This window comes from Lysinibacillus sp. YS11 (genome assembly GCF_002896375.1).
Lineage (GTDB): Bacteria > Bacillota > Bacilli > Bacillales_A > Planococcaceae > Lysinibacillus > Lysinibacillus capsici.
The window spans coordinates 2,779,397-2,793,463 of sequence record NZ_CP026007.1 but is presented as its reverse complement, the minus strand read 5'-3'; the positions used below and the strand labels follow the sequence as shown (position 1 = coordinate 2,793,463).

Annotated in this window: 14 protein-coding genes, 1 pseudogene and 2 riboswitches; of the genes and pseudogenes, 13 read left to right on the top strand and 2 right to left on the bottom strand. The window is 41.5% G+C overall.

The annotated features are described in order from the left end of the window. Nucleotides 1-3: 3 nt before the first annotated feature. Together LBYS11_RS13895 and LBYS11_RS13890 are read right to left on the bottom strand one after the other, a co-directional pair. Complete coding sequence (locus LBYS11_RS13895; RefSeq protein ID WP_009370241.1) at nt 4-276, bottom strand: energy-coupling factor ABC transporter substrate-binding protein; 273 nt, start codon at nt 274-276, stop codon at nt 4-6. Between the two features lie 3 nt (nt 277-279). Beyond that, nucleotides 280-1,026, bottom strand: coding sequence for an energy-coupling factor ABC transporter permease (locus tag LBYS11_RS13890; RefSeq protein WP_048392343.1), 747 nt, complete (start codon nt 1,024-1,026; stop codon nt 280-282). A gap of 148 nt (nt 1,027-1,174) precedes the next feature. Further along, nucleotides 1,175-1,360: riboswitch (cobalamin riboswitch) on the bottom strand. 251 nt (nt 1,361-1,611) lie between these two features. Then, a riboswitch (cobalamin riboswitch) is annotated at nt 1,612-1,794 on the top strand. A gap of 145 nt (nt 1,795-1,939) precedes the next feature. On the opposite strand from LBYS11_RS13890, the gene LBYS11_RS13885 reads away from it, so the two are divergent. From LBYS11_RS13885 to cobA, 13 genes and pseudogenes are all read left to right on the top strand, one after another. Then, nucleotides 1,940-2,311, top strand: coding sequence for a (2Fe-2S) ferredoxin domain-containing protein (locus tag LBYS11_RS13885; protein WP_004231296.1), 372 nt, complete (start codon nt 1,940-1,942; stop codon nt 2,309-2,311). Nucleotides 2,312-2,315: 4 nt separating this feature from the next. Beyond that, a complete protein-coding gene (cobJ, locus tag LBYS11_RS13880) occupies nt 2,316-3,983 on the top strand; it encodes a precorrin-3B C(17)-methyltransferase (RefSeq protein WP_103118388.1) in 1,668 nt (555 codons plus the stop codon). Between the two features lie 14 nt (nt 3,984-3,997). Further along, nucleotides 3,998-4,948, top strand: a complete 951-nt coding sequence (locus tag LBYS11_RS13875; RefSeq protein ID WP_103118387.1) for a sirohydrochlorin chelatase — start codon at nt 3,998-4,000, stop codon at nt 4,946-4,948. Next, entirely contained in the window at nt 4,945-5,706 is a 762-nt protein-coding gene (cobK, locus tag LBYS11_RS13870; RefSeq protein ID WP_103118386.1) for a precorrin-6A reductase, read from the top strand. Before LBYS11_RS13875 ends, cobK begins: the two co-directional genes overlap by 4 nt. A 12-nt stretch (nt 5,707-5,718) precedes the next feature. After that, nucleotides 5,719-6,378, top strand: coding sequence for a precorrin-8X methylmutase (locus LBYS11_RS13865; protein WP_004231303.1), 660 nt, complete (start codon nt 5,719-5,721; stop codon nt 6,376-6,378). After that, entirely contained in the window at nt 6,378-7,511 is a 1,134-nt protein-coding gene (locus LBYS11_RS13860; RefSeq protein WP_054549201.1) for a cobalt-precorrin-5B (C(1))-methyltransferase, read from the top strand. The genes LBYS11_RS13865 and LBYS11_RS13860 overlap by 1 nt, the downstream gene beginning before the upstream one ends. Then, entirely contained in the window at nt 7,468-8,688 is a 1,221-nt protein-coding gene (cbiE, locus tag LBYS11_RS13855) for a precorrin-6y C5,15-methyltransferase (decarboxylating) subunit CbiE (RefSeq protein WP_103118385.1), read from the top strand. Before LBYS11_RS13860 ends, cbiE begins: the two co-directional genes overlap by 44 nt. Beyond that, entirely contained in the window at nt 8,681-9,388 is a 708-nt protein-coding gene (gene cobI, locus LBYS11_RS13850; RefSeq protein WP_004231310.1) for a precorrin-2 C(20)-methyltransferase, read from the top strand. Before cbiE ends, cobI begins: the two co-directional genes overlap by 8 nt. After that, nucleotides 9,388-10,173, top strand: coding sequence for a precorrin-4 C(11)-methyltransferase (cobM, locus tag LBYS11_RS13845; RefSeq protein WP_004231312.1), 786 nt, complete (start codon nt 9,388-9,390; stop codon nt 10,171-10,173). The genes cobI and cobM overlap by 1 nt, the downstream gene beginning before the upstream one ends. Continuing rightward, nucleotides 10,166-11,287, top strand: a complete 1,122-nt coding sequence (locus LBYS11_RS13840) for a cobalt-precorrin 5A hydrolase (RefSeq protein WP_103118384.1) — start codon at nt 10,166-10,168, stop codon at nt 11,285-11,287. Before cobM ends, LBYS11_RS13840 begins: the two co-directional genes overlap by 8 nt. An 11-nt stretch (nt 11,288-11,298) precedes the next feature. Beyond that, nucleotides 11,299-12,665: pseudogene (locus tag LBYS11_RS13835) on the top strand (cobyrinate a,c-diamide synthase). Further along, nucleotides 12,658-13,296 (top strand): precorrin-2 dehydrogenase/sirohydrochlorin ferrochelatase family protein, encoded by a 639-nt coding sequence (locus LBYS11_RS13830; RefSeq protein WP_009370253.1) that lies wholly within the window; start codon nt 12,658-12,660, stop codon nt 13,294-13,296. Before LBYS11_RS13835 ends, LBYS11_RS13830 begins: the two are co-directional and overlap by 8 nt. Further along, nucleotides 13,293-14,060, top strand: coding sequence for a uroporphyrinogen-III C-methyltransferase (gene cobA / locus LBYS11_RS13825; protein WP_054549204.1), 768 nt, complete (start codon nt 13,293-13,295; stop codon nt 14,058-14,060). Before LBYS11_RS13830 ends, cobA begins: the two co-directional genes overlap by 4 nt. Nucleotides 14,061-14,067 lie beyond the last annotated feature (7 nt).

Here is a 14,067-nt window from a genome sequence, read left to right as displayed (position 1 = left end):
TGGTTAACCTTCTTTGTGTTTGCCACGCATATAGCCGATGAAGTAGCCAATAAAGCCAGCTCCTATAGCTGCCTGTAGCACGAATAATAAGCTTTCGATTTCACCACTTGGTGGCTCCCATAGACTTTCAAACCATGGTTCATATTCCGCATTGATTTCACCAATAGCTGCTTCTGCTTCTCCATCAGCACCACCAAATTCAGCACCTTTTTGTATGAATAAGGGAATGATGGCTAACAACACAACAATTGCTAATAACAATAAATTTTTTTTCATTTGTTAATGTGCCTCCTTTGTTGAGAAAACACGTAACGTTTTTAATTCGCTAACATTGTATTTTTTCAAGAAATTCATCACAATGACCGTTAAAATTCCTTCACTCACTGCTAAAGGAATTTGAGTTAAGGCAAAAATACCTGCAAACTTTGTAAAGGATGCCATAAAGCCTCCAACCTCTGAAGGAAAGGCTAGTGCTAGTTGTACAGAAGTCACAATGTATGTACCTAAATCACCAAGCATAGCTGCAAAGAATATGGCTAGTGAAAATGACAACCCTACTTTTTGAGCCCCTTTAAAGACAAAGTAAGCAATAAAAGGACCAACAATAGCCATAGAAAAGGCATTAGCCCCTAAAGTTGTAATTCCTCCATGAGCTAATAATAAAGATTGAAATAATAAAACGATTGTTCCAATTACACTCATTGCTAGAGGGCCAAAGAGTACTGTCCCAAGTCCTACACCAGTTGGGTGAGAGCAACTACCTGTAACTGAAGGGATTTTTAGGGCGGATAGCACAAAGGCAAAGGCTCCTGAAAGCCCCAAAAGCATTTTTGTTTCAGGATTTTCATCAATGGTTTTTCGAATAGAACGCAATCCTAGAATGATAAATGGGATAGAGATCACCCACCAAAAAATAGCCCATTCGATTGGTAAAAAACCTTCCATGATATGCATGGCAAAGGCACGTTTTGGCACGATTAAAAAGGCCAGTAAAAAATAACTAAGTTTCCACCATGATAATTTCAAAAAGCTTTCCTCCTAACTATTTAATAGATTTTTAGAATATTGCGTGCGTAATTAAAAAAAGCACTTCTCCTTAGGTGGAAAAGTGCATAGCTAAAAAAGCAAATAACAGTCTCATCTGCTAAGCCGCACACCTATCCTCGTAGGTTGAAACGATCACTTATTTTTCGGCAGGTCTCCTGGCTCTAGTTCAATGCTTTATAGGTCTTCCCATCCGTTGGACAGTGACATATTCTATAAAGCTCCCTATTACAGTGGCGGGACCGCGCCGGACTCAAACCGGCTTCCCTTTTAAGCAAAATGACAAGCACTTTGCACCGAAAAACATTCAAATTGTGAGATTTCACGACAAAGTGTAACATGAATTTCCATAAATATGCTATACCTTTTATGAAATTTTTTAAATTAAAGGTCAACGGTGAATATTCTGATAAAATTTTGTGCGCAAATTATATAGATTGTATAAATTTCATACCTAGTTCCATTCAAAATTGATAAATTTGTCATAAATTTTTAAAGAAATATTGAAATTTTAAAATAATAAGATATGATAAAGACAGTTTTCTATTTAAAATTCTACTAAAAATTTCATATAAAACGTCAATAAGTGCTCGAATAGCTCGAGATAATAGGGAAATTGGTGAAAATCCAATACAGCCCCCGCTACTGTAATAGCTGATGAAATCGCAAAGCCACTGGTACAAACTTGGGAAGGTGCGACAGTAAAATGAAGCTTAAGTCAGGAAACCTGCTTATTTGATTGTGCATGCAAACTTTTCGGAGGGAGAAGTTGAAGCGAAAGCGGGTACCTGTATTTCATTCTATTCGTTTTTATTTGGCTTCTACAAAACCTTTACTCTTCGTTATAGAGTAAAGGTTTTTCTTTTTCCAAAAAGCAAATGAGGGGAGACAGAAGATGACAACTTGGAATTTAGAGGGGATGAAAACACATCTCTTTATTTGCAATGGCAGTAGCTGCATGAAAAAGGATGGGGAGGAAATTACCTTAGCCATTCGAGATGAGATACAGCGGCAAGCACTCGATCAGGAAATACATACGACAAGAACGCGCTGTAATGGACGCTGCAAGGATGCTTGTGTGGTAATCGCTTATCCTCAAGGAAACTGGTATCGTGTGCCATCAACAGAGCATGCTAGAACACTAGTACAAGATTTACATCATGAATCCTTATACAACGAACATGTCTTTACACTTCGTGAAGGTACATTACAGCGTACTGCTCAAACAACTGCCATTAAAGGGATCGAAAAGGTGAAAGAGGGGTAACAACATGGCGCAAAAAGGAAAAATTTTCGTAGTAGGCTTTGGACCTGGAGATTTTAAGCATATTACGACACGTGCAGTAGAGGCTTTACAACAAAGTGATATGATTATAGGCTATAAAACCTATGTAGAGCTGATTCAAGATTTAGTAAGTGCAAAATCGATTGTTAGTACAGGCATGACAGAAGAAGTGTCGCGTGCACAGGAAGCCGTTCGTCAAGCCGAAGCAGGGAGCATCGTCTCAGTAATTTCGAGTGGTGATGCAGGCGTCTATGGCATGGCGGGTTTAGTCTATGAGGTGTTAATTGAGCTAGGCTGGACAGAAGCAACAGGAATTGAAGTAGAAATTGTTCCTGGGATTTCTGCGATTAATTCATGCGCTAGCATACTTGGTGCACCTATTATGCACGATGCTTGTACAATCAGTTTGAGTGACCATCTAACACCTTGGAATTTAATTGCAAAGCGTGTCGAGGCAGCTGCAATGGCGGACTTTGTCATTGCTTTATACAATCCTAAAAGTGGACGTCGAACAAGACAAATTGTCGAGGCTCAACGAATACTCTTAGAATATCGTTCGCCAGACACACCAGTAGGGCTTGTGAAAAGTGCCTATCGAGAACGTCAAGAAGTGACCATGACAACACTAGCAGAAATGCTAGAACATGATATTGGTATGTTGACAACTGTCATTATCGGGAATTCGTCAACATTTTTCTATGACAATAAGATGATTACGCCCCGCGGTTACCAACGTAAATATACCCTGGGTGAAGAGAAACAGCCATTACGTCCACATCAACGTTTACGCGAAGAAAATGAACCTTGGGCAATGAACCAAGAGACGGGAACAGCGCGAAATGACTTTACGGCTGACCCTAATGCAGGGCGCTTTAATAAACCCAGTATAGCCGTTACGCCAAAGCCGAAAAAAACAGCTCTTGAAATGGCTACAGCGGCACTTGCAATGGTAAAAGGGACAAGCGCAGTCAAAGTAACACCGAAGCTTGTACAGCAAAAAATAGAATCTATTTTTGAATTAGCAGTAAGTCCTGGTGTAGCCAATAAGTTTTTTACTCCCCAGCAAATGATGACGTTAGCGGAGGTCGTTGGGGATGAGGGGACGATGGAATACACACCAGATCATCAAATTCATTTGAAAATACCAACGACTGCCCCTGAACAGATCACAGAGAAATTACAGGAAGTAGGGTTTTTATTAGCCCCGATTGGTGATGTGTTATCACTGAAGGCTTGTGATTTTTGCTACGGTGAAAAGGCTGATTCAATACCATATGCAGAGGAAATACAAGAAAAACTAGGCGGTATGTCCTTACCGAAGACATTAAATATTGGCTTTAATGGCTGTGGTATGGCCTGTTATCGGGCTGTATTTGATGATATTGGCATCGTCTACCGCAAAAGTAAATTCGATGTCTTTATTGGAGCAAAACCAGTCGGTCGTACAGCACACGCAGCACAGCCTGTTGTAGAAGGGCTGGAGCCTGAGCAACTGATTCCACTCATTACAGATATTATTGAAGAATATAAAGCAAATGCTCATCCAAATGAACGCTTGTTTAAATATTTTAAACGTGTGAAAAAGATACTGCATTTTACGTATCAAGATATGTCTTCCAAAATAAAAGTAGAGCCAGCTCCGTGCGGCGACTAGTAAGGAGTAGAGAGATGAAAGCTATTTTATTTGTCGGCCATGGGAGCCGTTTAGCAGCAGGAAATGATGAGGTTCGTACATTTATCGAACAAATGACACCGCGTATTGATGAACAATTTTTAGTGGAAACTTGTTTCCTTGAATTTGCTTCACCTAACATCGAAGAAGGTATTACAAACTGTGTGAAAAAGGGAGCTACAGAGGTACATGTAATTCCAATCATTTTACTGCATGCAGGCCATTCAAAGCTGCATATTCCAGCGGAAATCGAGCATGCGCGTGAGCATTATCCAGCGATTACCTTCACATATGGTCAAACAATTGGTATCCATGATGAAATCTTTGCCATTTTACAAGATCGCCTAGCTGAAATTGGCTTTAATTCAGAACAAGAGCAGGAAGACACAGCGATTTTATTGATTGCACGAGGTGGCAGTGATCCATCTGCTAATGGTGATTTTTATAAAATTACGCGACTCTTATGGGAAAAACTACCCGTAAAATACGTAGAAAGTGCTTTTATGGGTGTCACAGATCCACGAGTTGAAGAAGGAATTGAACGTTGTGTCAAACTAGGTGCAAAAAAAATCATCATGTTACCATACTTTTTATTCACAGGCATTTTGATGGAACGCATGCATGGCATGTGTGAGAAGTTTAATGAACTTTATCCAGATTGTGATATTCAAATTGCTAACTATTTTGGCTACCATGAACGGTTACAAAATGTTTTATTAGAGCGTATTGAACAGGCAATCAACGGTACATCAACAGGTATGCAAGATCTAGAAGATTATCGCGCCTATGCGGCAGTACATGGACATGCACATCATCATCACCATCATGATCACGATCACGATCATGGACATGCGCATCATCATCACGACCATCACGATCACGATCATGGGCATGACCATCATGACCATGACCATCACCATCATCATGAAGAGGAGCCGGTAAAATGATTTTCATGTTAGCAGGGACAAGTGATGCAAGGGATCTAGCCCTAGCATTACAACGTGCAGGTTATGCGGTAACCGCTACGGTCGTCACTGAGTCGGCAGCCTCTAGTCTTGCTGACGTTGGCCTGCCACATTTAATCGGTAGACTGACAGCTGAGGAAATGGCGACCATCATGACAGAGCAGGGCTATCAATTGGTGGTAGATGCTTCTCATCCATTTGCGGAGGAAGCCTCTAAAAATGCGATGGCAGCGGCAAAGCAGGCAAAGATTCCTTATATTCGCTATGAAAGAGCTCATGAACATTATGCCCATCCTTTGATTACTGTTGTAAAGGATTATGAGGAGGCAGCTCAGCTAGCTGCAGAAAAACGCGGTGTCATTATGCTAACGACAGGTAGTAAAACACTCGCTACATTTACAAGGGTTTTACAGGGCTTAGAAAACACAAGAGTAATCGCTCGTATGCTTCCACGACTGGATAATATGGAAAAATGTGAGGCACTTGGCGTGGCGCAGCGAGATATTGTGGCTATTCAAGGTCCGTTTTCAAAGGAATTAAATGAAGCTCTATTTCGTCAATACGGAGTGACATTGATGATTACCAAGGAAAGCGGTAAAGTGGGCTCAGTTGATGAGAAGCTAGAGGCAGCTCTCGCATGCCAGATTGAAACGATTCTTATTGCACGACCAAATATACAGTACGGCCAACAATATTCAACATTTGAAGAAGTATTACAGGCTGTTGAACATACAATTTAGGAGGCATTTTCCATGGATTTTAAAACAGATTTTAAACCATTAACGGTAGACCCAGATAAAATTTACGATTACAGTTTCTCTATTATTGCAGAGGAAATGGGCGAGCATGACTTCTCAGAAGATGAATGGAAAGTTGTACGTCGCATTATCCATGCATCAGCTGATTTCGAGCTAGGTCGTAGTGTCATCATTACACCAGGTGCTATTGAAGCGGGTATCAAGTCTATTCTTGCAGGACGTCATGTCATTGCAGATGTGCAAATGATTGAAAGTGGCTCTGGTAAAAAGCGTTTCCAAAAACATGGTGGTGATTTGCATTGCTATATTGCGGATGAAGATGTATCAATAGAAGCGAAAAAACAAAATACAACACGTGCCATTATTTCGATGCAAAAGGCATCAAAATTACATGAAGGTGGTATTTATGCCATTGGTAATGCACCAACTGCATTGCTGGAATTGATTCGATTAATTAAAGAAGGGCTAGCAAAACCAGATTTAATTATCGGTATGCCTGTTGGTTTTGTGTCAGCAGCTGAGTCAAAAGAAGAGCTGCTTAAACTAGAAGGGATTCCGTACATTACAAATGTTGGTCGTAAAGGCGGTAGTACAGTGACGGTTGCTGCTTTAAATGCCATCTCACTTTTAGCGGACGAACAGGCGAAAAAATAATGGAGCGGAAGCCAAAAAAGGACCCCAAGGACATGCGTCACGGTTATACGACGGGAGCCTGTGCAACTGCTGTATCAAAGGCTGCACTGCTTGCCCTTATTACCAAGGAGGAGCAAGAGACAAGTACGATTCATTTACCTATTGGTCGAGATGCAACCTTTACAATTGAAAAATGCATATTTGAAGAAAATGCTGTCAGCTGTGAGACGATTAAAGATGCTGGTGATGATCCTGATGCGACCCATCAGGCACTCATCGTTGGCACAGTGAGCTGGGCAGATACACCTGGGATTCATTTAGATGGAGGTATTGGCGTCGGGCGTGTCACAAAGCCTGGCTTGCCAGTGCCTGTCGGAGAGGCAGCCATTAATCCTGTACCCCGTAAAATGATTTATAGCACGGTCCAAGGTGTGTTGGACGAATTTCACATTACACGAGGCGTGAATGTGGTGATTTCTGTACCTAAGGGTGAGGAGATTGCTAAAAAAACGTTAAATGGACGACTCGGTATACTTGGGGGCATCTCAATCTTAGGCACAAGGGGAACCGTCGTGCCTTTTTCGAGTTCTGCTTATATGGCCAGTATTGTCCAAGCCATCAGTGTAGCGAAAGAGGCTGGCTGTGAGCATTTAGTGGTGACAACAGGTGGACGAAGTGAGAAGTTTGCGATGAAACAATACCCACATCTAGCAGAAGAAGCGTTTATTGAAATGGGTGACTTTGTAGGTTTTACATTAAAGCATTGTAAGCGTCTAGGCATCAAACAAGTTTCACTCGTTGGGATGATGGGGAAATTTTCTAAAGTCGCACAAGGAGTCATGATGGTGCATTCCAAAAGTGCACCAATCGATTTTAATTTTTTAGCACAACTGGCAGAGGATATAGGGGCAGATAGAGAAACGATAGCACAAGTTCTGGAGGCAAATACAGCTTCACAAGTGGGTGAGATTATGATGGAGAAGGGCTATGATGCGTTCTTCCATCGTTTATGTGAGGCTTGCTGCTATTCCTCTATCCATCATATTAAGGGCGGTTTAACGCTTTCCACATCGATCTATTCGATGCAGGGACAATTATTAGGAAGGGCTGATGACATTGCATCGATCGATGAAGTTGATTGGGATCGGGGATAACGGATTAGCAAGCTTATTACCTCAATACCTTCAGTGGATTGAAGACTGTGAGGTACTTGTTGGTGGTGAGCGAGTACTTGATTTTTTCCCAGACTATAGGGGTGAAAAAATCCTGATAAAAGGAGGTCTTTCAACACTTGTTGAAAGATTGTCTGAAGAAACAAGAAATACCGTGATTCTTGCATCTGGAGATCCATTATTTTATGGCATCGGAGGCTACTTAGCAAAAAAGCTACAAATAGAGGTTTATCCATATATGAGCTCCGTCCAGCTGGCCTTTGCGAAAATGGGAGAGAGCTGGCAGGATGCTTACGTAACGAGTATTCATGGACGACCAATGAAGGGCCTGGCACAGCGAATTGATGGCAAAAAGAAAGTGGCACTTTTAACCGATGCAGAGAATAGTCCGAATGCTCTTGCTAAATATCTAAAGCATTTTGGTATGACGGAATATCGTGCGTTTGTCGCCGAAAATTTACAGGGCGACAACGAAAAAAGTGGCTGGTACTCGCTCGATGAAATGGAAGTTACTCATTTTTCTCCTTTAAATGTCGTGATTTTAAAACAAACAATAGCACCGAAACGCTACACGCTCGGGATTGATGATGAGGAATTTTCACAACGAAAGCCAGATAAAGGACTTATTACGAAGAAAGAAATTCGAGTTTTAAGTTTGCAAGCCATGCAGCTTCAACGGGATAGCATTATTTGGGATATTGGCACATGTACGGGATCAATGGCCATTGAGGCAGGAAAGCTTGCTCCTGAGGGACAGGTTTTTGCTGTAGAAAAAAATGCCCCTGATTTAGAAAACTGTCTTCAAAACCAACAAAAATTCCGAGTTGATATGACAGCTATTCATAGTAAAGCACCAGAGGGTTTAGACAACTTTCCAGACCCTGATGCCATTTTCATCGGTGGCACTGGGGGTGAAATGGTTGAGTTACTGCAGTTATGCTGTCAGCGTTTAAAGCAAAATGGGCGCATTGTCTTAAATGCGGCGACTATTGAAAATTTATATAAAGCTGTTGAGGCATTTAAAGCTTGTGGTTTTGCTGTTGACATTTTACAGGCTCAGCTGGCACGCAGTAAACCAATTTTAGATATGACACGCTTTGTTCCATTAAATCCAATATACATTATTTCCGCTTATCGAAAGGAAGAAAATCATGAGTAATCTAGGAATTTTATATGGCTTGGGCGTTGGTCCTGGCGATCCAGAATTAATTACAGTAAAGGCATTTCGAGTGATTCAGGAATCACCTGTTATTGCTTACCCAAAAAAACTAAAAGGCAGTAAAAGCTATGCCCATCGTATTGTAGATGTGTATATTAATCCAGAAGAAAAAGATATGCTTGGTCTTGTATTCCCAATGACAAAAGATGAGGCTGTTCTAGAACGTGAATGGACAAAGTCAGTAGAACTTGTCTACGAAAAATTACAAGCAGGCAAAGATGTAGCCTTTGTTACAGAGGGCGATCCATTATTGTATAGTACGTTTATTCATATGATGAAGCTAATGCAGGACAAGCATCCAGATGTCGAAATTCGCACGGTACCAGGGATTTCTTCGTTTAATGGCTCTGCATCACGCTTAGGCATTGCGTTAGCGGATGGTGATGATCGTGTTGCGATTATTCCTGCGTATGACAATTACGAAGCTATGCGTGAAGCGATTGAAACACATGATGCTGTTGTTTTTATTAAAGTGGCGAAAGTGATTGATTTAATGCTTGAAGTGCTACGCGATTTAGATTTATTAGATAAAGCATCCGTGGTGACAAAGGTAACATCTGATGAAGAAATCATTTGGGATGTGCGTGAGTTGGATGGTGTCGATTTAGAATATTTAACATTAATGGTGGTGCGTAAATAATGAAAAAAATCTATATTGTCGGCGCTGGTCCTGGTGATCCAGATTTAATTACAGTCAAAGGTTTACATATGTTACAAACAGCGGACGTTGTCATGTATACAGATTCTTTAGTGAGTGAGGACCTTATTGCGAAAGCTAGACCAGATGCGGAGGTCATTCGTACAGCTGGTATGCATTTGGAGGAAATGGTTGCTGTGATGGTGGACCGAGTCAATGCTGGTAAAACAGTGGCACGTATGCATACAGGTGACCCAGCGATGTATGGTGCCATTATGGAGCAAGTTGCGCTATTAAAAAAGGAAGGCATTGGGTATGAAGTCATTCCAGGAGTTAGCTCTGTATTTGCATCGGCCGCTGCAATCGGAGCTGAGCTAACAATTCCTGATCTAACACAAACCCTTATTCTAACACGTGCAGAGGGGCGCACACCTGTACCAGAATTTGAAAAGCTGCGTGATTTAGCGAGCCATCATTGTACAATTGCCTTATTCCTTAGTGCAACGCTGACGAAAAAAATTGTCAAAGAGCTACAAAGTGCTGGTTGGGCTGATGACACGCCTGTAGCAGTGATTCAACGAGCTTCATGGCCCGATCAAAAAATCGTACGAACAACTTTAATCGAATTAGATGAAGCGATGCGTGTGAATGGTATACGTAAGCATGCGATGATTTTAGCGGGCTGGGCATTAGACCCGAACATTCATGATAAAGATCAATATCGTTCGAAGTTATATGATGCAAGCTTTACACACGGCTTTAGAAAAGGTGTGAAGACAAGTGATTGAGTTACAAGAGGGTGTGTTACCAGAGGTTGATCAACGTAATCCTTATGCCGTTGTAGCCATTACGAAGCATGGTGTCCAAATAGGACGTCGTCTGCAGCAAACCTTTGCAGCAAGTGATTTATATTATATGAGTAAATTTGAACAAGGCGATGAAGAAGAAAAGCATATTCAACTATTTACAGGAACAGTGCGCCTGCTATTGCCAACACTTTTTAAGCAATATAAAGGGTTAATTTTAATTATTTCACTAGGGGCAGTTGTACGAATGATTGCGCCGATTTTAAAGGATAAAAAGACAGACCCTGGTGTTGTGGTGATTGATGATCGAGGGGAAAATGTTATTAGCGTATTATCAGGGCATTTAGGTGGTGCCAATGAGCTAACACACGAGGTGGCAGCTGCACTTGGTGCAAATCCGATTATTACAACGGCTTCTGATGTACAAAAGACGATTCCAGTTGATTTATTTGGAGCCCGCTTTGGCTGGGTATGGGATAGTGCGGATAAATTGACACCAGTTAGTGCATCTGTTGTAAATGAGGAACATGTAGCCATTGTACAGGAAACAGGCGAACGTGATTGGTGGATGCGTGAAACACCGATACCAGAGCAAATTAAAATCTATCCATCAACACAGGCAGCCATCCAAGCAACTCCCCATGCCACATTATTAATAACAGATCGAATCATTGAACCTGAAGAAGAGGTTCTTCTAGAAAACGGTGTTATTTATCGCCCAAAATCCATTGTGCTAGGAATGGGCTGTAACCGTGGTACATCTTTAGAGGAAATTGAACAAGTAATCGATGAAACCTTGGCAGAGCTAAAGCTTTCGAAAAAAAGTGTGAAAGCCTTATGCACGATTGATTTGAAGAAAGATGAGCAATGTTTCTTAGAGATTACGAAGAAATATGATTGGGAGTTCGTTACGTATACACCGGATGAATTAAATGAAATCGAATTTCCATCACCCTCTGAAACAGTCTTTAAATATACAGGTGCATACGGAGTGAGTGAACCAGCAGCTATGCGCTATGCACAGGTTCCATCACTTCTATTAGAGAAGAAAAAATCGGGTAATGCTACGATTTCAGTTGCTAGATACCTATTTTAAGGAGGAAGTCCATGCAAACAAATCGCTTTGTACTAGCTGGTACGGGTAGTGGTGTAGGCAAAACTACTTTTACCATTGGACTGATGAAGGCACTTCAAAACAAAGGGAACGTGGTGCAGGGCTTTAAATGCGGTCCTGATTATATCGACCCAACCTATCATACAGCTGTAACGGGCAGAGTATCACGTAATATTGATAGCTGGATGTTTTCACACGAAGCAGTCCGTGATATTGTGGCACGTGCAAGTATAGATGCAGATGTATCTATTATTGAAGGTGTGATGGGTTTTTATGACGGTAAAAGCCCTTTATCTGACGCTGGGTCTGCTGCTGATATTAGCGTAGTGACAGAGAGTCCTGTTATTTTAATTGTCAATTGTGCTAGCATGGCACGTAGCGTAGCAGCAGTTGTGAAAGGCTTCCAATTACTATCAGATAAGCCGAATATCGTTGGTGTTATTGCGAACCAGGTTGGTAGTGTCGGTCATTACGAAATTGCGAAGGCAGCTATTGAACAAGAATGCGGCATACCTGTTATTGGCTACCTAAAGCGTGAGGAAGGGATCGATATCCCGAGTCGTCATTTAGGGTTAGTACCTGCTATTGAAAGAGGAGAGCTAGATTCATTTTTGATAAACTAGGGAACCTGATGGCGGAAACGATTGATTTGGATCAATTAATACATTTAACAAAGGCTCCTATCTTGCAAGAATCAGGCCATTTATTTAGGGAGGAGCCTTCACGAAATATTTGTATAGCAGTTGCAAGAGATGCAGCTTTTAATTTTTATTATGAAGAAAACTTGGCTTTGTTACGTGCGAAAGGTGCGACACTACAGTTTTTCTCACCGCTTGCGAATGAGCCTGTACCAGCTGAAGCAGATGGCTTGTATATTGGTGGTGGCTTTCCTGAGGAATTTGCAGAGTCACTTGCTACCAATACAGTCGTTAAAGACTCTATTCGTCAAGTCATTGCTAAAGGTCTTCCAACATTAGCTGAGTGTGGGGGCTTTATGTATTTAACAGAGGCCATTACAAATAGCCATGGCGACCGCTATGACATGGTAGGGGTAATTCCTGGAGAAGTGGCGATGCAAACAAAACTAGCAGCACTTGGTTATCGTGAAATTTTTGGCACAGCCGATAATTTCTTAATTGGTGCTGAGGAACAAGCGAAGGGCCATGAGTTCCATTATTCCAAATATAGTGGTTCTCACAATACAGCAGCCTATGAAACGATTGGTCGTTTTGGCAAAAAGAAAGAAGGCTATCAAGAAGGAAATTTAGTGGCTGGCTATACTCATTTCCATTTTGTATCAAACCCAAAGCTAGTTGACAATTGGTTAACAGCTTGTAAGAAGGTGAAAAGTAATGACTAATTATTTTCCTATTCATATCAATCTAGAATATAAAACAGTTGTGATTGTAGGCGGGGGTCACGTGGCAACGCAGAAGGTAGCATCCCTGTTACCAGCAAAGGCAAACATCGTGATTGTCAGTCCAACCTTACATAACACATTACAGTCACTTGCAGAGTCAGGGCAAATTACTTGGAAGCAAAAGGAATTTGAACCTCGTGATTTAGATGACGCCATTCTCATTATCGCTGCAACGAATGTGACAGCAGTTAACGAAGCCGTTCAAGAAGCAGCACAGCATTGGCAATTAATCAACCGAACAGATAAACAAAGTGAAAGTGATTTTATTACGCCTGCTACTGTTCGCCGTGGTCCGTTGGTGGTAACTGTTTCGACATCGGGAGCAAGCCCAAGTCTAGCCCGCAAGATTAAAGCAGATTTAGAAGAGCAATTCGATGATGCTTATGATGACTATGTATGCTTTTTACAGCAAGCTCGATTAATGATTGCTGCTAAGTATGATAAAGGTCCACAAAGACGTGCGGCATTACAAGCATTGCTAGAGCCAAACATCCTTGAATGGACACGTCATGGTGAGATCGATCGACGAGAAGCATATTTACAACAACTATTGATGGGAGCAACGCAATGAAGGATGGAATCGTATATATCGTGGGAGCAGGTCCTGGCGATCCGAAGCTCATTACTGTGTATGGACTGGAATGTATTCAAAAGTCTGATGTAATTGCTTATGACCGTCTTGTAAATCCTAAATTGCTTGATTTTGCAAAAAAGGATGCGGAGCTAGTTTATTGTGGCAAATTACCTGGGAAGCATCATCTCATTCAAGAGGAAATAAATGCATTACTCGTTGAAAAAGCACAAGAAGGTAAAATTGTTACACGCCTAAAAGGTGGCGATCCCTTTGTTTTTGGACGTGGCGCGGAGGAAGCTGAAATATTAAAAAATCATGGCATTGCCTATGAAATCGTTCCGGGGATTACAGCAGGAATTGCAGCTCCTGCATACGCAGGAATTCCAGTTACACATAGAGACTTCGCGACAAGCTTTGCCCTTGTAACTGGACATGGTCGTGAAGAAAAAGGACAAGATTTTTTGAATTGGCCCGCTTTAGCTACGGGTATAGATACCGTTGCCTTTTATATGAGCGTTGGTAATATTGCCTACATTGCTCGCAAATTAATCGAAAATGGACGGAAGGCAACAACGCCAGTAGCGGTCATTGAGTGGGGAACAACTGCTCAGCAACGCACGATTACAGGGCCGCTAGATGAGATAGCCAGCATCATTGAGCGTGAAGGGTACCATAACCCTTCTATGATTGTTGTTGGCGAGGTTGTCAATGTACGGGAAAAAATTCAATGGTTTGAAGAGCAAGGTCTTACCTTTTCATAATCATTTC

What these genes read in the sequence shown, in the direction of transcription:
- cobM (WP_004231312.1), top strand. Translation starts at nt 9,388, where the DNA reads ATGAAAAAAATCTATATTGTCGGCGCTGGTCCTGGTGATCCAGATTTA.
- LBYS11_RS13885 (WP_004231296.1), top strand. Translation starts at nt 1,940, where the DNA reads ATGACAACTTGGAATTTAGAGGGGATGAAAACACATCTCTTTATTTGC.
- LBYS11_RS13895 (WP_009370241.1), bottom strand. Translation starts at nt 276, where the DNA reads ATGAAAAAAAATTTATTGTTATTAGCAATTGTTGTGTTGTTAGCCATC.
- cobJ (WP_103118388.1), top strand. Translation starts at nt 2,316, where the DNA reads ATGGCGCAAAAAGGAAAAATTTTCGTAGTAGGCTTTGGACCTGGAGAT.
- LBYS11_RS13860 (WP_054549201.1), top strand. Translation starts at nt 6,378, where the DNA reads ATGGAGCGGAAGCCAAAAAAGGACCCCAAGGACATGCGTCACGGTTAT.
- cobK (WP_103118386.1), top strand. Translation starts at nt 4,945, where the DNA reads ATGATTTTCATGTTAGCAGGGACAAGTGATGCAAGGGATCTAGCCCTA.
- cobA (WP_054549204.1), top strand. Translation starts at nt 13,293, where the DNA reads ATGAAGGATGGAATCGTATATATCGTGGGAGCAGGTCCTGGCGATCCG.
- LBYS11_RS13875 (WP_103118387.1), top strand. Translation starts at nt 3,998, where the DNA reads ATGAAAGCTATTTTATTTGTCGGCCATGGGAGCCGTTTAGCAGCAGGA.
- cobI (WP_004231310.1), top strand. Translation starts at nt 8,681, where the DNA reads ATGAGTAATCTAGGAATTTTATATGGCTTGGGCGTTGGTCCTGGCGAT.
- LBYS11_RS13830 (WP_009370253.1), top strand. Translation starts at nt 12,658, where the DNA reads ATGACTAATTATTTTCCTATTCATATCAATCTAGAATATAAAACAGTT.
- cbiE (WP_103118385.1), top strand. Translation starts at nt 7,468, where the DNA reads ATGACATTGCATCGATCGATGAAGTTGATTGGGATCGGGGATAACGGA.
- LBYS11_RS13865 (WP_004231303.1), top strand. Translation starts at nt 5,719, where the DNA reads ATGGATTTTAAAACAGATTTTAAACCATTAACGGTAGACCCAGATAAA.